General features: G+C 46.9%; 15 protein-coding genes and 2 pseudogenes. 11 read left to right on the top strand and 6 right to left on the bottom strand.

Annotated features, from left to right (window positions below; all coding sequences use genetic code 11):
• Positions 1–116: 116 nt before the first annotated feature.
• The 3 genes and pseudogenes from tnpA to FMS18_RS19925 all read left to right on the top strand — a co-directional run bounded on the left by tnpA (position 117) and on the right by FMS18_RS19925 (position 3530).
• A pseudogene (gene tnpA, locus FMS18_RS19935) lies at positions 117–549 on the top strand (IS200/IS605 family transposase).
• A 143-nt stretch (positions 550–692) separates the two neighbouring features.
• Entirely contained in the window at positions 693–3149 is a 2457-nt protein-coding gene (locus FMS18_RS20795; protein ID WP_163296413.1) for a transporter substrate-binding domain-containing protein, read from the top strand.
• Positions 3150–3230: 81 nt separating this feature from the next.
• On the top strand, positions 3231–3530 hold the full coding sequence (locus FMS18_RS19925) for a response regulator (RefSeq protein WP_239061126.1): 300 nt from the start codon (positions 3231–3233) through the stop codon (positions 3528–3530).
• A gap of 248 nt (positions 3531–3778) precedes the next feature.
• Here the strand turns inward: FMS18_RS19925 and FMS18_RS19920 are convergent, their stop codons facing one another.
• Both FMS18_RS19920 and FMS18_RS19915 read right to left on the bottom strand, forming a co-directional pair.
• On the bottom strand, positions 3779–5881 hold the full coding sequence (locus FMS18_RS19920) for a methyl-accepting chemotaxis protein (protein ID WP_163296412.1): 2103 nt from the start codon (positions 5879–5881) through the stop codon (positions 3779–3781).
• A 153-nt stretch (positions 5882–6034) separates the two neighbouring features.
• Positions 6035–6296, bottom strand: a pseudogene (locus FMS18_RS19915) (integrase core domain-containing protein); the annotation flags it as partial.
• 250 nt (positions 6297–6546) lie between these two features.
• Here FMS18_RS19915 and FMS18_RS19910 point away from each other — a divergent pair.
• A complete protein-coding gene (locus FMS18_RS19910) occupies positions 6547–6705 on the top strand; it encodes a hypothetical protein (protein WP_163296411.1) in 159 nt (52 codons plus the stop codon).
• Positions 6706–6768: 63 nt separating this feature from the next.
• Here the strand turns inward: FMS18_RS19910 and FMS18_RS19905 are convergent, their stop codons facing one another.
• Positions 6769–7368, bottom strand: coding sequence for a VPLPA-CTERM sorting domain-containing protein (locus tag FMS18_RS19905; RefSeq protein ID WP_163296410.1), 600 nt, complete (start codon positions 7366–7368; stop codon positions 6769–6771).
• A 125-nt stretch (positions 7369–7493) separates the two neighbouring features.
• Positions 7494–8294 (bottom strand): ABC transporter substrate-binding protein, encoded by an 801-nt coding sequence (locus FMS18_RS19900; RefSeq protein ID WP_163296409.1) that lies wholly within the window; start codon positions 8292–8294, stop codon positions 7494–7496.
• A gap of 244 nt (positions 8295–8538) precedes the next feature.
• On the opposite strand from FMS18_RS19900, the gene FMS18_RS19895 reads away from it, so the two are divergent.
• The 6 genes from FMS18_RS19895 to FMS18_RS19870 all read left to right on the top strand — a co-directional run bounded on the left by FMS18_RS19895 (position 8539) and on the right by FMS18_RS19870 (position 16040).
• Positions 8539–11562 (top strand): hybrid sensor histidine kinase/response regulator, encoded by a 3024-nt coding sequence (locus FMS18_RS19895; RefSeq protein ID WP_163296408.1) that lies wholly within the window; start codon positions 8539–8541, stop codon positions 11560–11562.
• Positions 11559–12656 (top strand): HD domain-containing phosphohydrolase, encoded by a 1098-nt coding sequence (locus FMS18_RS19890; protein ID WP_239061125.1) that lies wholly within the window; start codon positions 11559–11561, stop codon positions 12654–12656. Before FMS18_RS19895 ends, FMS18_RS19890 begins: the two co-directional genes overlap by 4 nt.
• A 93-nt stretch (positions 12657–12749) precedes the next feature.
• A complete protein-coding gene (locus FMS18_RS19885) occupies positions 12750–13898 on the top strand; it encodes a sensor domain-containing diguanylate cyclase (RefSeq protein ID WP_163296407.1) in 1149 nt (382 codons plus the stop codon).
• Positions 13895–15073, top strand: a complete 1179-nt coding sequence (locus FMS18_RS19880; protein WP_163296406.1) for a SpoIIE family protein phosphatase — start codon at positions 13895–13897, stop codon at positions 15071–15073. Before FMS18_RS19885 ends, FMS18_RS19880 begins: the two co-directional genes overlap by 4 nt.
• Positions 15074–15085: 12 nt before the next feature.
• Entirely contained in the window at positions 15086–15643 is a 558-nt protein-coding gene (locus FMS18_RS19875; RefSeq protein ID WP_163296405.1) for a SiaB family protein kinase, read from the top strand.
• 10 nt (positions 15644–15653) lie between these two features.
• Positions 15654–16040 (top strand): DUF1987 domain-containing protein, encoded by a 387-nt coding sequence (locus FMS18_RS19870; protein WP_163296404.1) that lies wholly within the window; start codon positions 15654–15656, stop codon positions 16038–16040.
• Positions 16041–16162: 122 nt separating this feature from the next.
• Here the strand turns inward: FMS18_RS19870 and FMS18_RS19865 are convergent, their stop codons facing one another.
• Positions 16163–16510 (bottom strand): hypothetical protein, encoded by a 348-nt coding sequence (locus tag FMS18_RS19865; RefSeq protein WP_163296403.1) that lies wholly within the window; start codon positions 16508–16510, stop codon positions 16163–16165.
• Complete coding sequence (locus FMS18_RS19860; protein ID WP_163296402.1) at positions 16479–16877, bottom strand: hypothetical protein; 399 nt, start codon at positions 16875–16877, stop codon at positions 16479–16481. The genes FMS18_RS19865 and FMS18_RS19860 overlap by 32 nt, the downstream gene beginning before the upstream one ends.
• 270 nt (positions 16878–17147) lie before the next feature.
• On the opposite strand from FMS18_RS19860, the gene FMS18_RS19855 reads away from it, so the two are divergent.
• On the top strand, positions 17148–19328 hold the full coding sequence (locus FMS18_RS19855) for a methyl-accepting chemotaxis protein (RefSeq protein ID WP_163296401.1): 2181 nt from the start codon (positions 17148–17150) through the stop codon (positions 19326–19328).
• Positions 19329–19655: the final 327 nt, after the last annotated feature.

The raw sequence follows: 19655 nt of genomic DNA, 5'->3' as shown, positions 1-19655 counted from the left end.
TTAGTCCAATGAGAAACCCCCCGGCTTTGCCGGGGGACCAGTAAAGTTTGACTTATGCGGGAATAAACTAAAGCCTCCCCTGATGAGTTGCTCAAAGTGAGCACAGGAGAGGCTTAATGAAGAGTAAGTCAAGCCTATGCCATACACGATGGGACTGCAAGTATCACATAGTTTGGATTCCCAAGTGTCGGCGAAAAGTTTTGTTTGGCAAAATACGAACGTATCTGGGTGATGTTTTTCATAAACTTGCAAAGCAACGTGAGAGTACGATTATAGAGGGACATCTTTGCAGAGATCATGTGCATATTTATATTGCAATTCCTCCAAAGTATTCCGTGTCGCAAGTCGTTGGATTTATAAAAGGAAAAAGCGCAATTAACATAGCTCGTGAAGTTCAAAATATTGGCACGCGGTTATGCGGGGCAAAGTTTTTGGGCTCGTGGCTATTTTGTGTCTACGGTCGGGCGTGATGAGAAAGTAATCCGCGAGTACATCAGGAAACAAGAACAAGATGACAAGCGGTTGGAGCAACTGAAATTCCGCCTTTAGGGGGKTCTTAAAGCCGCTTTGAGCGGCTCACAAATTTCAAGCCCCCGGCTTTGCCGGGGGTATTATGACTTTAAGCTAGTATAATTAAATTAGTTTTTAAAATGGGATAAGGCATAGGGCATAGATACCTCTAGGAACAAACCATGATTTTGAATCTTCGCAACCGTTTTTTGATATTGGTTATGGTCGTCGCAATGGTGCTTGTTGCCTTTCCCACAACTGGTCAGGCCAATAGTCTTATTGTTCGGGGGGATTTCAATTATCCTCCCTATGAATACTTAGACAATGGCATCCCATCGGGATTCAATGTGGACATTATGCAGGCCGTTGCCGAGGTTATGGGGCTGCAAATCAAAATCAATCTAGGGCCATGGAGCGAAGTTCGCCGCCAGTTGGAGGAAGGGAAAATAGATGCCCTGACTGGTATGTACTATTCTCCGGACCGCGCACGACTTGTCGAATTTTCAACGCCGCATATCATTGTTTCTCACGCAATCTTTGTGCGCGAGGATTCCTCCATACGCACCCTTGAAGACCTTGCTGGCAAGAAAATCCTTGTTCAACGGGACGACATCATGCACGACTTTGCTTCAAATAATTGCCCTGACACCACACTCGTCCTCGTCGAGTCCCAAGTCGACGCACTCAAGCTTTTGGCCTCCGGCCAATACGATGCAGCCTTGCTTGGCAAGCTTCAAAATTTGTTCTGGGTTCAAAAAGAAGGCATCTCCAACATCATTACCGTCGGGCCTCCCATCAGGCCTGGGAAGTATTGTTTTGCCACACGAAAAGGTAACTTGAAGCTTAGAGACCAGCTTAATGAAGGGCTGAGTATCATCAAAAATTCAGGTAAATATGACGAAATTTATGAAAAATGGTTCGGCATCTACGAACATACGTCCGTGTATCGGGAAATGGCACGATATGCGGCTTGGGTTTTGACGCCGCTTGTCGTATTTTTAATTTTTTTCATATTGTGGACTTGGCTCCTGCGGAGTCAAGTGCGAAAGAAAACCGCAGAGCTAACTGCGGAGTTAGCCGAACGATTCCGGGCCGAAACGAAATTCATAGTCAGCGAGGAGCGTTACCGCAGCATCTTCGAAAACATTATGGACGGGTACTACCGTTCTGACATGACCGGTAAACTGATTTTGGTCAACCCTTCGGCTGTGCGTCTGCTGGGATACGAATCGGCTGATGAACTCGTCGGGAAAAGTATAGCCACAAATTTTTTCACGAATTCCGCGCAATACAAGGAATTCGTGAAATCTATTATTCGTGAAGAGCGAATTTCGATATTCCAAACCGTGCTGCATTGTAAAAACGGTGACTCCATTCAGGCGGAAGGCAATGCCCGCCTCATTCGCGATATCGCGACCGGAGAGCCCACGGGAGTTGAGGGGGTTTTTCGGGACGTCACCGAGCGCCAGCGATCAGAGGACGAATTGCGGAGGCTGCGCAACTACCTGTCCAACGTTATAGACTCCATGCCCTCCCAGCTTATTGGGGTGAATGCCAAAGGGCTGGTTACCCAGTGGAATCATGCGGCGCAAAAGGCCTCGGGCGTGCCTCTGGACAAAGCCTTGGGACGGTCGTTGGCACAAGTGGCCCCACTCCTTTCCACTGAGATGAAACGGGCATTCGAAGCCATGAGGAAACGAAAAGTCCAATCCGCTCCCCAAGTAGCTAGACAACAAAACGGTGAGACCCTTTATGAGGACATTACGGTTTACCCGTTGGTGATCAATGGCACCGAAGGCGCAGTCATCCGCATTGACGACGTAACCGAACGGGTAAGGTTGGAGCATATGATGATACAGTCCGAAAAAATGATGTCCGTGGGCGGTCTGGCGGCGGGCATGGCCCACGAAATAAACAACCCCCTGGCGGCGATCATCGGCTATGCCCAAAACATCACGAAACGTATATTTGGAGACCTCAAAAAAAACGAGGCCGCCGCGAAGGACTGCGACGTTTCGCTAGAAAAGATTCGGGAATACTTGAAAATACGCGACATCCCGAGAATGCTCGACGGCATCCACGAGTCCGGCAACCGTGCGGCAACGATCGTGAGCAATATGTTGAATTTCAGTCGCAAGAGCGAAAAGAACTTCGGAGTTCATGACTTGGCAAAGCTGTTGGACAACACTCTGGAGCTGGTCGCCAGCGATTACGATTTGAAGAAGCAATACGATTTTCGAAAGATTGAAATCGTGCGAGAATATGCTCCAGATGTCCCGGTTGTATATTGCGAAAGCAATGAGATGCAGCAGGTCTTTTTGAACCTGTTGAAAAACGGTGCCGAGGCCATGTCTGAAAAAACGTATAGTGAAGAAGTTCCCCAGTTCTCTCTCAGGGTACGAAAGGAAGAGGATATGGCCATAGTGGAAGTCGAAGACAACGGGCCGGGCATGGATGAAACTGTCCGCAAGCGCATACTGGAGCCTTTTTTTACTACCAAGGCCATCGGGAAAGGAACCGGGCTAGGCTTGTCTGTATCATATTTCATCGTGACCGACCAGCATAGAGGAAGCATGGAGGTCCATTCATTTCCCGGTTTTGGGACGCGTTTTATCATCAAATTGCCAATTGCGGGATAAGGACCAATAAGATGCCACACAAAATATTGGTCCTAGATGATGAAATCCATGTCAGACAAAGCCTTGTAGATTATCTGGAAGATGAAGATTTTTATTGTACATGAAGCCGAGAGTACCGAAGATGCATTACAGTTACTGGAAAGCTATCGAGTAGACCTTGTGATCGTCGATATGCGCCTGCCGGGTATGGACGGCACGACATTCATCAATAATGTCTCGGCCAAATGGCCTGACTTAAAATTCATTGTCTACACGGTTTCTCCAGAATATGGGATTCCCGCAGAACTGGCGAGAGTGCCGTTTGTTTCCAATTCCGTTTTTTTCAAACCTCTTCCGTTTTGCGAGGTTATGATTGACGAGATTCGACGTATGCTTGAGTGACATTTGTGTCCTTCAGAGCCGGGAACTGATCGTTTCAGTATTCAGTCATTTAGCGTGCTATTTTTTCCGTTCTATGGAGTGATCCCTGAGAGCCTTTCCCTGGTCCAGGTGTTGTTTGATCGTGCCTACCCTTGATAACCTAACGTTTTCCGTAGATCCCCACAGGAATCTGCGGGGCCGAAGCAAAATTTTTAGTATACAGCTTTATTGCTTGGTATACTTATTTATCTGAACGCGCGTGTATAATTTTATGAGACCATTGCCTGGATAAGTTTATCCAGTTCCTTTGTCATTTCTGCTATTTCCTCAACCGATTTTGCAGCTTCATGCATTGATGCGCTGGTTGTTTGTGATATTTTGTCCACTTCCTCACTGGATCTGGTGATCTCCTCAGCTGTGGCCGATTGTTGCTCTGAAGCTGCGGCTATTGAGTGGACTTGTTTTGAAGAATTGTCAGAATATTCGACAATCTCTTTAAGTACTGATCCGGCTTGACCTGCAAGCTCGGTACTTTTGCTTACTGCTGCGACAGTAGTTTCTGTGGATGATATATTTCTGTGACTGGAACTTTGAATGGCGTTTATGGCATCATTTACTTCCGTTGTTGCGGTCATAGTTTTTTCCGCAAGTTTCCGGACTTCATCAGCAACCACTGCAAATCCTCGTCCTGCTTCTCCTGCTCGTGCTGCTTCAATGGCAGCATTAAGTGCAAGAAGGTTGGTTTGGTCTGCAATATCGCTGATAACGTCGATGACGCTGCTAATTCCTTCCGCTTGATTACCCATTTCGATGGTATCGGTTCGCAGAGATTCAGTTTGTTTCTGAATACCTTCAATGGCTTCCACCACCTCACTGACAACTGCTTCTTCACTAGTTGCTTTTTCTTTAGTCAGTCCTGTGTTCTCAGCTGCTTGCCCTGCATTTCTTGCAACCTCTATTACTGTGGCATTCATTTCTTCCATGGCTGTAGCTGTTTCTGCGGTTCGTTCGCTCTGGATTGTAGCCCCTTTGCTGGCTTCATCCACCTGTTCGTTTAATGCATTTGCTGAGTTGGACAGTCTTTCTGAGATGGCTGAAGCCTGTTCTGCCAGTCTAGAAACTTTGCTTTGCATGCCGATGACTTTTGTCTGGTCGACAATGATTTCAAACACTCCGGTAAGTGCTCCGTTGTCATCTGAAATGGGAATTCCGGTGTATGATACTGTTGTATCGGGTTTTAAGGTGGTTACAGAGGTAAGTCCCTGTGCGGTCAAAATTTGTTCATAATGACTGCCTTGAGGATTTTTGTATAATTCTTTAATGCATTTTTTCCTGCTTTCAGGGGACGGGGTGAACTCGGCTGATTTTGCGGCTTTGTTAGCGAACATCATATCCTGATTTTTATCGATACAAAAAATGGGGTTACCTATATCGTCTAAGTAATTGACTAATGAATCTGCCAGCATGTTTGCATTGGCCATGATGTTAGCAAAAAATCCAGAAAGGTTGCTGGTTTCAGCTCTGAAACGCAAATCCCCAAGTTTAATTTTTGTCACGGTTTTTTCAAGTTCCGTGGAAATTTCGGTCAGGCTATCATTGATTCCCAGCATGGCCCGACTAACCCCTTGAGCCTTGTCCCGGTTAATTTCTCTGGCTGCATGAAGGTCGCCAGCTGCAATTTTCGTTGCAATATTTTGAATTGCACGAGGCTCTCCACCAAGCTGAGTGGTGAGCGAGCGACCAATCAGATAGGTAGTCAGGATGGAGAGAACAAGGGCGCCAACTACAATTCCAATCATTGATTTCAAACCGACGGAATAATCTGTTCCAGCTTGTTGATATATTCCTTCTGCTACAACCAGTTGTATATCGATAAGTTTGGCAATGACTTCCGTTACCGGGTCGATCGCTTGGTAAAGATCTTTTTGGATATAGTTAATTAGTTGTTGTTTGTCTTGGGATTGAAAAATTGATCGTAATTGATCAAGGGATACATCCGCTCTTTTTAGCAATGGTTTCAGTTCTTTTGTCAGTCTGATTTCGTCGGGAACCAGTTCTGTATTTAAGTATGTATTAAGTTCAGATTTGATGCGTTTTTGGGCTGTTATGAGATTTTCAATACCTTGGTTCCAACTAAGGACAGTGCTGCGTACTTTATGGGAAGTATCTACAATATTAATCGCGTATTCATCAGATATTATCTTTAATTGTTTTAAGGGGACGACTCGGTCTAAGTAGACTGTCTTCAATCCCAGATCGGCGTTATGGGTTAGTTTTAACCCCATTATCGCTGAAATGATCATCATTAAAAGTAGGATTGTTGCTAGTAAGCCAATTCGCATGCTGACGTTAATTTTATTTAGCAAATTCATGAACTTCTCCCCCTTTTTTACTTGTTTCTAGGAGTATAATACACGAATATTATGTGATATGGTATAGGAAATTGAAAAAAAGGGGAATATCCAATCCCATTTGTTTTGAGCAACAGCCCAGAGCATGTCCGTAGCGTCCGCAGCTTCTGCCAGTTAAGCCACAAACACGTCTTCCTGACAAAATTCAGCAGGTGACAGCCAGCCATTGCTGGAATGACGTCTTCTGCGATTGTAGTAGGCCTCGATATATTGGAAAAGAGCAATCTCGGCTTTCTGATTGTTTGTAAATTTTCTGTGATAGATCATTTGTGTCTTTCAGGGTGTGGAAAAAGGATTCGGCAACCGCATTATCCCAACAATTGCTCCTGCGGCTCATGCTTTGGATTCAACCATGTTTCGCAAGTAACTTTATGAATTTATTATTGATATCTTTAAGTGAAGAGAAGCTCAACCTCAGGTGTGACTTTTGACCGTTGCCAAAATTTCTAGCTGTCAACGATAGGGGAGTTTTTTTTGCTTAAATTGCAGATATCATTGGCAGAAAGTTCCCATATCAAATTTAATGAATTGTGTTTATTGTCTGTCCGCAAATTGTCCGCATATCTGCGTACATAACTCGGTAGTTTTCGGCAGTTTTGAAAATAATCCAGAAAGGGGAAATTGCCATGAATCAAGGGATTACAAGCGTTTCCGGCGAAAAAAACTCTCGCCAGAAAATTCGTAACCAGCAGGCCGTCGGTTTGATTTTGGTCGTTGGCTCCATAAATATCAAGGGTTTACATCCGCTGGATGTAAACCCTTTTCTCTTCACTGTTACCCTATAGGTACCCAAAAGGTAGCAACTGTAAATGGATTTTTAAAATTCGCTAAATCAGTGCTTCCAGCTCTCATATGATGACACCTTTGCAACGCCTTACTAACTCAATAACCCCAAGGCCACAGATCATCAACAGAGCAGATGCAGGAATAGGAACCGGTGGAACATTTGAAATATCTGTTACAGTTATATCTTTAAATCTCAGCGTGGTATATCTCCCATTATCCCCCATAGATGCTTCTGCAAGACTACTAATTCCAGAACCGATAACCAGACTTTCATAATCTCCCTGCCAATTAGCTATTGACATAAACGACTGTTCATTACCTGTTTGTGAATAAAAATTATCCCGATAGTTCTTCAAGTAGTGGTAATCGTTGATCGTACGTCCAGCCAATGCCCCAGAAGTCAAAGACGTATAGTAAGACCCCTGTATATATCTAGGATTGCCATTACCTATAGTGATATATCCAGTTCGACTGGGATCAACTTCAATTACATAATTTATCTTAGCACCCACACTAATATTCGCAGCACTCGCCAAACCTCCACCATCGTAGATTGATTTGACCGTAGCAGAAAGCGTTAGGAAACTAATTGATGAAGCATATACAATAGTTGGCACAATTAAAGTCAGGAGTATCATCAGGGAAGTAAAGATTCTTTTCATAACTCCTCCTGAGGTGTCTATCCACCTCCAATATAAATATAATTACTTAAACTTAAAGCGTCAACATGCTCGCTCCAATAAACACCTTTGGCTCTTCGAGGTGTCCGGTGTCTTGAATTAAAACTTTATTTTTCTTGCGGCAGGACCAGTTCAAGGGGAAAACCGTATTTTTGCGCCAGCCGGTCAAGAAAGCCTGTTGATTTCAGCTGGCGCAGATTTGTGTTGAAAGTATCAACCAGCTCATGTGCTTCAGGGTATTTTCGGGAGACCATAAGGTGCATTTTGTTGTTGCTGTATGGGGTCCGGGAAAGTCCTATGTTCTTTCCCATTTCTGGGTGTTTCCTGAAATATTCCTTTGCTGCGAATTCATCAAAAACAGTCAGCTCAGCACGATCGAGATTAATCATTTTAAAGGCTGAGTCCTGATTTTTGACCGTTTTATATTTAATGCCTGCCTTTTTCCATGCTTCAAGATAGGACCAGCCAAGGAGGGCCAGCAGTCGGTAATTTTTAAGGCTTTCCTGTCCTTGATAGTCATATGCGGGATTAAGCCTTTTATTGAATACAACTGGATTGCGGGTCATGAACAGTGCATCGCTGAACAGTGCGAATTCTTCACGTTCTGCTGTCTTGGTAAACGGGATTCCACCGAAAGTTCTTCCGCTTTTGATTTGTTGAAAACATCTGGCCCAGGGGAGTTCTATGTAGCGGACCTCCATGCCGGATATGGCAAATGCTTCAGTGACCACCTCATTGAAGAAACCGGGTTGACCGGGGATTGTGCTGGCAAATGGAGGCCAATGGCTGCTGGCTATGGTCAGAGGTTCTGCGGCAGGAGCCGGGGATGAGAACAAAAGAGCAGACAGCAGGAAACACAGCAGTAATATGCTTTTGGGGTCTACAGTTGGACGGTCTTGCTTTTTCATGGAAAGTGCTCCCCTGTGTTTTCAGTCCGGAGTTTAATATCCCGCTACATAATATTGAAAGTATTTATTCTACAGCAGGGCTGCTCTCATATGATTTTGTGTTGATTTTGAAATTCCTTATCATTTAGATTGATGTTTAGGCAAGGTTGGAGTAGAAGGCGGTGTATCAACCGTTAAACATACAGGGAGGAATATTGTTCAGTCAGGCTTAAGTTGTCTGCTGTTTGGATAGCATTGTGCCGTTATGAGAAAAAAATATTCCGTGACCAGAATTGTAGTGCTGATAATTGTTTCCACTACAACGGTAGCCTTAAGCCTGTTCGGTATTCTTGATTATCTGGATTTGCGAGAGAAGAGCAATTCCCGGTTGCAGGATACGCAGGTCTTTTTGGCGGATAACCTGAGCATGACTCTGGCTGAGCCGTTGTGGTCGCTTGATATGGGGATGGTACGTAAACTTATACTGGCGGCAATGGCTGAAAAACAGATCTGCACCATTCGTTTGAAATTTTCTGATAAGCTGTTGACCCTTAGGCGTGATTCCAATTGGCGACCACTGTTTGTCGATTCAGAGCAGAGCCGGTGCCGACTTGAACATGTACGCACGGAACGGGACATTTGGACGGACAGCAGACCCATTGCGAAGCTTAAAATTTGTTCCACGGATCAGTTTATCCACGAAGAATTACGCCGAATTTTTTTTGCTACTGCGTTGCGGGTAGTTATCACGAATTTGTTTTTAATTTTTTTGCTCTATTTCAGCTTGCGCCGGGTCATAATTCTGCCGCTCAAGTCTATTGAGAATTATGCCCGTAAAGTGAAGCAGGGCAAGACTGCCTATGTTCAAACCGGTCCCGGCGAGGAGTTTGTCAGCGTTAAGAACTCCATCAAGGATATGGTTTGGGAACTAAGTGAAAGGTATGAAGAATTAGACAGAAGCACGGCGGAGTTGGCGGAGTTGAATTCCACTCTGGAGCAGAAAGTCGGCAAACGCACTTCCCAATTACATGATGCCAAAGAAGCAGCAGAGCAGGCCAGCAGGGCCAAGAGCGATTTTCTGGCCAATATGAGCCATGAAATACGTACCCCCATGAATGCCGTTCTTGGAATGGCCTACCTTGTTTCCAAAACCGATCTTGACAGTTCTCAGCGGCATTATATTGAAAAGATTGACGGTTCTGCCCGTTCACTACTTAAAATCATTAACGATATTCTTGATTTGTCCAAAGTGGAAGCCGGAATGCTGCGTGTAGAGAAAACGCGCTTTCGTATTGACCACATTCTGGAACAGGCCTGGACCGTAGTTTCATTTAAGGCCCATGAGAAAAAGCTTGAATTCCTGATCGATGTTGCCAAGGACGTTCCGGCAACCCTGAGGGGTGATCCTCTGCGCATTTCCCAGATACTTATAAACCTGTGCAACAATGCCGTTAAATTCAGCGAGCATGGTGGGATTCTGCTGGGCATAGCGGTTGTCCGGCGCAGTGATGAACGGGTAAAGCTGCGTTTTTCAGTGCGGGACGAAGGGATCGGCATGACCCCGGAGCAGATGGCCGCTGTTTTTGAGCCATTTGCGCAGGCAGATATTTCCACCACCCGCAAGTTCGGCGGCACTGGGCTGGGTCTCAGTCTCTGCCGCCAGATTGTGGAGCTTATGGGCGGTGAAATCGGGGTGGACAGCATTTATGGCGAAGGCAGCACTTTCTGGTTTGAAATGGATTTTGATGTAGTCGCACAGGAAGGAGAAAAAGAATATTTGGAAAGTTCATTTAAGGGACTGCGTACTTTAATTGTGGATGATAACCCCACATCACTTTCCATTCTCAGGGAGATGTTCGAACAGGCCGGTCTGGAGGTTACTACGGCAGGGTCCGGGAATGAGGCTTTGGAGATTTTGCGCAACATTCCTGACTGGGAATCATTTGGATTAGCGGCAATAGATTGGCGCATGCCCGGTATGGACGGTCTTGAGCTGGCGGCAAAAATTTCAGAAGACGAAAGCATCAGCAAGGTTCCGGCCATGATGCTGGTTTCCGCATACGCAGACAGATACCTTCTTGAGAGAATGGATAAGTACGATTTTATAGGTCTTTTGTATAAGCCTGTGAATCCGGCACTGCTTCTGGAGCTGCTGGTGGCGAATTTCGGAACCCGGCATGAAATGCTGGCTTTGCAGGAAGAGTGCGCAACTGTCCCGGTTCCGTATCTGGAAGGGGCCAGTGTTCTAGTTGTGGAAGATAATGAAATAAACAGGACGGTTGTGCGGGAAATTTTGGCCGAGACAAGGGTGCGGGTTCATGAAGTTGAGGATGGCGGACAGGCCTTGGAATTTCTGGAAAAGCACGATGTCGATGTTGTTTTGATGGACATTCAGATGCCTGTGATGGACGGCTATGAAACCACTACGCGCATCAGGGAGCAGGAAAGATTCCGGGAACTGCCCATTGTAGCCATGACCGCCCATGCCATGACCGAGGATAAGGCCCGCAGTGCGGCAGTGGGTATGAACGGGCATGTTGCCAAGCCTTTTGATCCTGAAGATTTGTTCAGGGTTCTTTCCGGTCTTGTCAGTGTAAAGACAGCCCCTCCTCCATCATGGGAGTCCGGTGTGCGTGAAAACGTTTCGGATTCCGTAGAGGAATTTTGCAGCATCAGTGGAATTGATACCGCTGTCGGGCTCAGGCGTGTCCGGGGCAATGAAAAATTGTATCGCCGCATGCTCGCCGACATAAGCGAGAATTTTTCCCATGCAGACCGGGAATTCCATAAATTGCTGGATTCCGGCGAGCGGGAGAAAGCCGTGATGCTGGCTCATACCATCAAAGGGTCCGCTGCGATGTTGGGTGCCTCTGATCTTGCTGAATCTTCCGGGATTCTTGAACTGGCAATCGCTCATGGAGATGACGATACGCAGGAGAAACTTGCCCAGTTCAGTGAAAAGCTTGCTGAAGTGATGGAGGGGCTTGAGACATTACGGGTGGAAGAAGCAGATTGCAGTTCGGTTTTTGTTTCAGAGTTTTCGGAGGGTCTGATCGATATAGCAGAACTGCGTAGTGGGCTTGCTGAAATGGAACCGCTTCTGGTTAAAGGTTCTCCGGTGGAGAGTATGGAAAAAATAAACGGACTGTGCAGTCTGCGCTGGCCTGAGAGTCTGTCCGGAGATTTGGGAAATCTGCTTAAGCATGTCTCCGGCTATGAATTTAAAAAAGGGACTGAACTGCTTGGTGTTATCGACCGGAAGCTTTTTGATATGGAGAGAGTAAAATGAATATGGCTTTGAAAAAAAAGGAATGTCCTGAAATTTTTGCATTGAAAACCAAAGATCACGGACAGCCTGCGGTACTCATAGTTGATGACAATAATCTCAATATCGACCTGATGGTTGAGGTTCTTAAGGATCAATACAGTTTGCAGGTCGCCCTGGATGGACAGAGGTGTCTGGAGCTTCTGGAAAATTTTACCCCGGACATCATCCTGCTTGATGTAATGATGCCGGGCATGGACGGATATGAACTATGCAGGAGGCTTAAGAGCAACTCAGTCACGGCGAAGATTCCGGTCATCTTCATCACCGCCAGAACGCAGGAAGATAATGAGGCCAAAGGATTTGCCTGCGGTGCAGTGGATTATATTGCAAAGCCGATCTCTCCGCCCGTGCTTCAGGCCAGAGTTGCCACCCATATTGAACTCAGCCGTAAGCAGAGTGCCTTTGAGGAACGTATAAACCGGCAGGTGCTGGAGATCAGAAATTCTCAGGAGGATGCAGTTTTTATGCTCGGAACTGCCGGGCATTACAATGATGACGATACCGGAGTCCATATCTGGCGTATGGCTGATTATTCTAAAGCTTTGGCCAAAGCGGTGCTCTGGCCGGTTGAACAGCAGCGGATGATTCAGCTGGCGGCTTCCATGCACGATACCGGGAAGATCGGTATTCCTGATGCTATTTTGAAAAAGCCGGGCAAACTGACTGAAGCTGAATGGGTAGAGATGCGCAAACATTCCGAACTGGGGCACAGGATACTTTCGCTTTCCAGCTGTCCTTTGTTCCAAATGGCTGCGGAGATCGCCCTGCATCACCATGAACGCTGGGACGGTAGCGGCTATCCGCATAATCTGAAAGGTGAAGAGATACCGGAAGTTGCCAGAATAGTTGCTGTGGCCGATGTTTTTGACGCACTGACCTCCAGCCGTCCTTACAAGGAGGCGTGGCCGGTAGAGAAGGCTTTTGAATATATAGCCGACAGCAAAGGTCATTTTGAGCCCAGACTGGCTGAAACATTTCTTTCCATTTCTGATCGCATACTGGAAATCAAAGAATACTGGGCTGCTGATGAATTAAAGATGCGTATGCTGAAATAACTGATTTTGCGCATTGCTATATGCGCTGGATGAAAATGATTTTTATAGTCACTTAGGAGGAAAGGCCCGCCAGGCCTTGGAGGTATGTAGACTATGGTTAATGATCCCTTTCATAAAGAACAGCGTTTGCTCGATAAATCCGCAGCTGCCTTAAAAGACGGAGAAGGCAGCGAGGTGGCGGCAAAGGGTGTCCTGAATTCTCTGGTCAAGGGTTACCGCAAGCTGCTTCGTCAGAGCAGGCGTTTGGTCACCATGGGTGATCGCATGCAGATGACCCTGAATGAAGTAAACCGCAACCTTACGGTCAGTGAACAGAAATTTCGCGGTATATTTGAAAATGTTACCGAGGGAATTTATCGCTGCACCGCAGCCGGAGAGATTGTCGAAGCCAATCCTGCTCTGGCCGCCATGTTCGGCTACGACAGTCCTGCCTCTTTTGTGGACGAAGTAAAGAATATCAAAGCTCTGTTCTGTAATCCCAAAGATTATGCCCGCTATCAGGAGTCTCTTGAGACCGGGTTTTCCAGACGTTTGGAGGTTACCGCCTGCACCCCGGCAGGGAAAAACATCTGGGCGGAGATAAGTGCCAGCATCATGCATAATTCCGATGACAGTGAATGCTCGGGCATTGTCGGTGTCCTCACAGATATAACCGAACGCAGGAGTATGATGGAAGAACTCTGCCGTCTGGCCCGTACCGACAGCATGACCGGACTTTGGAACCGGGGCTATTTCATGGAACTTGGCAACCGGGAGGTCCTGCGCAGCATCCGCAATATGGAAGCCTGCTCCATGCTGCTTATCGATGTGGATTTTTTCAAGAAAGTTAATGACCGCTACGGACACGATGTCGGCGACAAGGTCTTGATAGAGCTGGCAGGCATCATGTCCGATTCAGTGCGTGAGACTGATCTGGTGGCCCGGATCGGGGGCGAGGAATTCGTTGCTTTGCTTCCGGGGACAAGCATGGGCGAAGCCCGCAATGTGGCCGGGCGGATGGCTCAAAATGTCCGTAAGACTGTCATTGAGACCGGAAAAGATGAATTCAGCATCACTATCAGCATGGGGCTTTCAACTCTGTGCCTTGGCGATGATCTCGAACGGATCATGAAGAACGCGGATATCGCCCTTTACGCCGCCAAGAAAAAAGGGAGAGACCGCGTGGAGGAGTATCGGGACAACAGCACCCGGATTTACGATATTGTACAAAGCGAAGCGGGCGGGGAGGTCCAGCCGCAATGAGTCATTTAGTCAGTTTTTTGAATTACCTGATGAATTGGTCCGTGCAGCGCAAGATGCTCATCATTATGTTTTTATTTACCATTCTCGGGCCTCTTGGCTTGCTCATAGCGATTGAAATGAAAGGGGCCAGATATGCCAGCGGTGTGCTCATGGGCATTCTCAGCCTCACGGTCCTGTTGTTGATTCCTTTTTCCCGCTGGATAAGCCGCATTGTGGCTTTGAAATCCATTAATGAAATGAATGACCATTGTAACAGGCTTAAAGGGGGAGATTACTCTTTTGTTGAAGAGCCTCCCGCAGAAGTGGAAGGTCATGATTTCATCAATCTTAAGCGCAACATGTTCTGGATGGGCTATGCCATTGCGGCCAGAGAGCGGAAACTGGCCGACGCAAAAAGCAGACTGGCTGAAGCCAAGCAGCAGATTGATGAAAGTATTGAGTACGCGAGCTTTATTCAGACTGCTTTCCTGCCCGGTATCAAGGGGTTGCAAAAGTCTTTACCCCGGAGTTTTTTGCTTTGGCAGCAGCGTGACAGTGTCGGCGGCGACTCTTACTGGTTCAAGGAATGGGGGAAAGGTTTTTTTGTAGGAGTTGTTGATTGTACCGGGCATGGTGTTCCCGGAGCCTTCATGACCCTGATTGTGCAGTCGCTTTTAGACCGTTCGTCCACTGTGCAATCGGCCAGCCCGGCTGAAGTTCTGGGCAACATGAACAGGCAGATCAAGGAAGCCCTCGGCCAGCACGATAAAGAGTCCGGGTCTGATGACGGTATGGATTGCGCTCTTTGCTATCTGGACCCGGTAAATAAAAAAATGATTTTTGCAGGGGCAAACAATCCGCTTTACATTGCGGACAATGAGGGTGTCCGGATGATTAAGGGAGATCGTTGCGGGCTTGGCTATGTCCGCTCACCCCGTGATTTTGTTTTTACGGATCATGAACTGGAACTGCATTCAGGTATGCGCTTTTACCTGACCACTGACGGGATTACCGATCAGATAGGCGGGAAAAAGGGTTTCCCGTTTGGAAAGCGCAGACTGATGCGATTTTTTGAGGAAAATATTGATTCGTCTATTGCTGCGCAGGGCGAGTCTCTTGGAAGGGCTTTGGTTGACTACCAGGGCCGTGAATCGCGCCGGGACGATGTTACCGTTCTGGGCTTTGAAATTATCTGACAGGAGCTGAAAATGTCTATGGAATTATATTCATATTATCAGGAAATGCAGAAACAGGGGACAATCCTATATTTCAACGGCCCGGTTTCACAGACTGTGGTTGAAGGGATTGCCGAATTGCTGCGGGACAAGCTGCGTGCGGATGAAACCGGCATGGGCTCTGTGCAGAGGGTTTTTGCCGTTCTGGTGGAGCAGATGCAGAACATCGTGCGTTACTCCGCTGAAAGGATTGAAGGCAATAAAGGATTCGACGGCGAAATAGCCTTCGGAACACTCATGGTCGGCCACGAGGAGGAAGACGGCAGTTACTATATCGCCTGCGGCAACCGGGTGAAAACTGCCGAGAGTACGGAAATCGCCAGAAGGGTTGATATTCTCCAGGGGATGAACAAGGATGAGCTGAAGGCCTACTATAAAGAGTGCAGGAAGAAAAAGAGCCCCGACAGTGTGAAAGGTGCCGGGCTTGGTTTTATAGATATGGCCCGCAAATCCTCCCGCCCTCTGGACTATTCAATAACTCCCATAGATGGTGAAAATTCTTTTTTCATGATGAAAGTCGTGACTGTTTAGGATGGCAAAAATGAAAAAATATATGGTCGAAGGGACAAAATCGTCTCCGGCAATTAATCTGGACCCGGTAAGGAATATCTTTGAAATACGGGGTGAATCATACCCGGAAAATTGCTGGGCGTTTTACAAACCCATGTTTGAATGGCTGGAAAATTATTTCGCAAATGCTGAACATGCTCCAATAATGTTCGATATGGAGATTTTATATTTCAACAGCTCGTCCTCCAAGACCTTTATGGATTTCTTCGACCTGCTGGATGAGCAATCTGAAAATGGGCGTGAAGTTATAGTTAACTGGCGTTATCACGAAGAGAATGAAACCGCCATGGAATGCGGAGAGGAGTTTATGGAAGATGTATCCTCCATAAAGTTCAATCTGGTGGACTTCGGAGATTAAACTGAAAAAATGGAAACCCCTCCTTAGTGCCGATGGCCGCTAAGGAGGGGTTTCCGCAGGGATGGTTCAGTGAGGAGATGAGGGCTTACTGAGAAATTTGGAAATGTTGACCCTGTTTTTAATCAGTGCAGGAAAGTAGCCAGATCAAAATGGGCGGCATCGGCCAGTTCCTGTGCTGCGTGTTGGAATTCATCTTCGCATTCACAGGTGAAAAGTTTTTGCAGGAGTTTCGGTTTGAGGATCTCTTCATCATAGGAAATGGTCATGCAACGGGTCAGCGGATTAAATGTGGTTCCGGTCATGCCGGGCATCTCCTCTCCCTTGGGTGGTCCGAAACCGTTGACTTTTACATATTTAACCACTTTGGGATTAACGATCAGCTCCATGCCGAATTTAAGTTTCAAGCTGCCCGGAGTATGTTTTTCAATATTTATATGGTCACGAAGACCAAGCATGAGTTCCAGATCCATACGTTTTTTTCCTTTTGAACAGCATGGTTAAACGTTTTAACGGTTGGTAGAAACTTACGGTTTTATTAGTTACAGCCTGTTTCTGATTTGAGCGGTCAATCGTAAACGGACCACCATCACTGACTGGAAAGAAGGGGGGCTCCTCTACCTGTTTTTTTGAATACAAAAATACCCCGCAGCCGAAATCAAGGCGGCGGGCCATGCCGTAGGCGACCAGTAAATCCAGCACGCGCTGAATCTCTTCGTGATCGACATCAGGAAAATCCGGCTTTGCCCGACTGAAGAAATCATCCACCGCCAGATATCCGTCAGTTCCTGCCAGTGCTTCGGCAACAGCGGTTAACGGGAGGGAAGCGATTTTTTTCATGCTGGTAGTCCCCCTGAACTGGGCTTTTTCATTTGCTTCGAACATGGCGACAATGAAATTCATTATCAAGGTTAATGTCAAGGGAAAAATATATTTTTAAATTTAATTTTTGGGTGAAATCAGATTTTTGTTTACTGAATTTAATTATGTTTTTACTGAGTCTTTCCCTGCTATTTGCATAATGCATAAATATTGATTTTTTGGATTCAATGACGTAATGAATCTGATAATGAGTGTCGTTTGCTTTTCGGAGCTATAGGAGATTCCAGCATGTTTAAATTAAGACTTGCCCATAAATTGACCGGTGCTTTCGCCGTCCTGCTTGCATGTGCTTTGATGCTTGGCGGAATGGGACTTTACAGTCTGCATACACTTTCTCAAAAAATGGAAGCCCGCAGTTCTCTGGATGAAATTATTTCAACCGGGCAGGAGGCTCAGTCCGCAGCCTTTGACTGGCTGATAAACCGCGAAACTTTTGCTGTGAGCAAAGACGGTAAGCACCCGGAACCTCTTCTTAAGTATGACGAGCTGTTCAAGAATCTGGAAGGGCAGATAGTTCTGATCAGCGGAAAACAGGATCAGGGGGCTGATGCACTGGCTGCCGGAAAATACAAAGCGGCATTTGAGTCCTTTCATAAAGTTTTTATCTCCTATCAGTCTCATTTCAAGAAAGGAACTGAAATGGTCCGGGGGCTACGGGAAGCCTCTATAGGCATTCTCGCCAAAGCCCAGTCTCTGAACAAGGCTGTAGCCAGAAAATCACGGAAGCTGAAAAAGAAACAGGCTGCAGGGCATAGCGATGCGGCTGTGTTGCAGTCCATTATGGTGGAAATGAATTTGCTTGCAGAGCAAAAAGAGATTGCCGCCATCCTGCTGAACAAACCTCTCGGCTTTCAGGAAATGGCCAAGGATTTTATTCTGTACAAAGATGAAGACAGTGGACGCGGCCTTATTGTTGATATGGGAAAACTGCTTGGAATCGACAAGGAAGCTACCATGGGCAAAAGTCTGCCTATGATGTCCGCAACCTTTCCTAATGGTCGTGAAGCCAAGCTTTTTAAGCAATTGACGGATTTAACTGCTGATTACCTGAACTCCTTCAAGGGATATTTTGCCGAGAACGGCAATATGAACAAAGCCATGGCCCAGATGGTTCAGGCGGAGATCGCGCTGCGTGATCTGGGCACCTCCATCAGGGAAGAGAGTGCCGGGGATTATGCAAAGGCGCAGCATGCTGCGGAGCAGCTTATGTGGTTGCTCTCCGTACTGGCTGTTGCTGTTTCTTTTGTGTTGATTGCGTTGAATATGTTTGGTGTTGTCCGCCCGATCAGGAAAATTGTCCGGGATATTAAACGGGTCGGCGATTCCATTGCTTCCGGCGGGGAAGATTTTAAACATCTTGAAAGCAAAAGCACCGATGAACTCGGTGATCTGGCCGGTTCATTCAACAGTATGCTCACTGCTATTGAAAGCAGCAATGCCGAAACAGCCAAGGCTTTTGCCGTGGCTGAAGGCGAGGCCGAGTCTGCCCGCAAGGCTCTTTCCAGAGCGCAGGAGGCTGAAGCAAAGGCGGCTGAAGCACGGAAAGAGGGTATTCTCCGGGCTGTGGCTTCCCTTGAGCGGATTGTGGAATCTCTGGTCGGGGCTTCGGAAGACTTGTCAGACCAGATAGCCGGAGCGGCTGCCGGTTCGGAAGAGCTTCAGCAGCAGACCGCTTCGTCTTCCTCTGCATTGACCGAGCTTGGAGTCAGCATTCAGGAAGTTTCCAACAACAGTTCCGGTGCGGCGGAAAGTGCGGATCAGGTCATGCGTACTGCCAGAAGCGGGGCCGAGGTGGTGGATGATGCCAGGCAGGCTATTTTCGGAGTCAGGACCGAGACTGACACGCTTAAAACAAGTCTTGAGGATCTGAGTTCCCGTGCTGATGATATCGGGCAGATTATGACTGTGATCAACGAGATCGCGGACCAGACCAATTTATTGGCCCTTAACGCGGCTATTGAGGCCGCCCGTGCAGGCGAAGCCGGGCGCGGGTTTGCTGTTGTGGCTGATGAGGTGCGCAAGCTGGCGGAGAAAACGCTTCATGCCACCACTGATGTAGGCGATACCATTAAGGCTATCCAGCAGAGTACGGCCAAAAACATGAAAGGCATGGAAAGTGCCGAGCGGGCAGTGGCCAAAAGCACAGGGTTTGCAGAAGATGCCGAGCAGTCTTTGCGTGAAATAGTCAAGCACGCCGAAGAGTCCAACACGCAGGTGCATACAATCGCTTCGGCAGTGGATGAGCAGTCTGTTGCAGCGGATAATATCAGCATGGCAACCGAGAACATAAACACTTCCGCTATGGATATGGCTGAGACTATGTCCAGGTCAAGTTCTGCGACACAGGCTCTTAAAGAACTGGCAGCAGAACTTGATGATTTGATCGATTCGTTAAAGAAGGAAGAGTAGGCCTCATGGGCCGCACCTGCTTACAGTTTAAATACTTGACTCCGGCTTTTGACTTATAATAAACGCAAAGCACACGAAATAGACAATCGTTTTCAATCGCAATTGTTGTGTATATCGTTTTCTGAAAGACCAGAGCATTTTCCTGCTACCGTACCCCTCAGGGAAGTGCTTTGGTCTTTTTAGTCCAATGAGAAACCCCCCGGCTTTGCCGGGGGACCAGTAAAGTTTGACTTATGCGGGAATAAACTAAAGCCTCCCCTGATGAGTTGCTCAAAGTGAGCACAGGAGAGGCTTAATGAAGAGTAAGTCAAGCCTATGCCATACACG

Origin of the sequence: Desulfovibrio sp. JC022 (genome assembly GCF_010470665.1) — a bacterium.
In the GTDB taxonomy this organism is placed as follows: domain Bacteria; phylum Desulfobacterota; class Desulfovibrionia; order Desulfovibrionales; family Desulfovibrionaceae; genus Maridesulfovibrio.
The sequence above is the reverse complement of the archived record's forward strand: the minus strand, read 5'-3'. Positions and strand labels throughout refer to the sequence as shown.

Excerpts from the sequence above, each read along its gene's own strand:
- FMS18_RS20795 (WP_163296413.1), top strand. The coding sequence starts at position 693 with ATGATTTTGAATCTTCGCAACCGTTTTTTGATATTGGTTATGGTCGTC.
- FMS18_RS19925 (WP_239061126.1), top strand. The coding sequence starts at position 3,231 with ATGAAGATTTTTATTGTACATGAAGCCGAGAGTACCGAAGATGCATTA.
- FMS18_RS19920 (WP_163296412.1), bottom strand. The coding sequence starts at position 5,881 with ATGAATTTGCTAAATAAAATTAACGTCAGCATGCGAATTGGCTTACTA.
- FMS18_RS19910 (WP_163296411.1), top strand. The coding sequence starts at position 6,547 with ATGAATCAAGGGATTACAAGCGTTTCCGGCGAAAAAAACTCTCGCCAG.
- FMS18_RS19905 (WP_163296410.1), bottom strand. The coding sequence starts at position 7,368 with ATGAAAAGAATCTTTACTTCCCTGATGATACTCCTGACTTTAATTGTG.
- FMS18_RS19900 (WP_163296409.1), bottom strand. The coding sequence starts at position 8,294 with ATGAAAAAGCAAGACCGTCCAACTGTAGACCCCAAAAGCATATTACTG.
- FMS18_RS19895 (WP_163296408.1), top strand. The coding sequence starts at position 8,539 with ATGAGAAAAAAATATTCCGTGACCAGAATTGTAGTGCTGATAATTGTT.
- FMS18_RS19890 (WP_239061125.1), top strand. The coding sequence starts at position 11,559 with ATGAATATGGCTTTGAAAAAAAAGGAATGTCCTGAAATTTTTGCATTG.
- FMS18_RS19885 (WP_163296407.1), top strand. The coding sequence starts at position 12,750 with ATGGTTAATGATCCCTTTCATAAAGAACAGCGTTTGCTCGATAAATCC.
- FMS18_RS19880 (WP_163296406.1), top strand. The coding sequence starts at position 13,895 with ATGAGTCATTTAGTCAGTTTTTTGAATTACCTGATGAATTGGTCCGTG.
- FMS18_RS19875 (WP_163296405.1), top strand. The coding sequence starts at position 15,086 with ATGTCTATGGAATTATATTCATATTATCAGGAAATGCAGAAACAGGGG.
- FMS18_RS19870 (WP_163296404.1), top strand. The coding sequence starts at position 15,654 with ATGAAAAAATATATGGTCGAAGGGACAAAATCGTCTCCGGCAATTAAT.
- FMS18_RS19865 (WP_163296403.1), bottom strand. The coding sequence starts at position 16,510 with ATGGATCTGGAACTCATGCTTGGTCTTCGTGACCATATAAATATTGAA.
- FMS18_RS19860 (WP_163296402.1), bottom strand. The coding sequence starts at position 16,877 with ATGAAAAAAATCGCTTCCCTCCCGTTAACCGCTGTTGCCGAAGCACTG.
- FMS18_RS19855 (WP_163296401.1), top strand. The coding sequence starts at position 17,148 with ATGTTTAAATTAAGACTTGCCCATAAATTGACCGGTGCTTTCGCCGTC.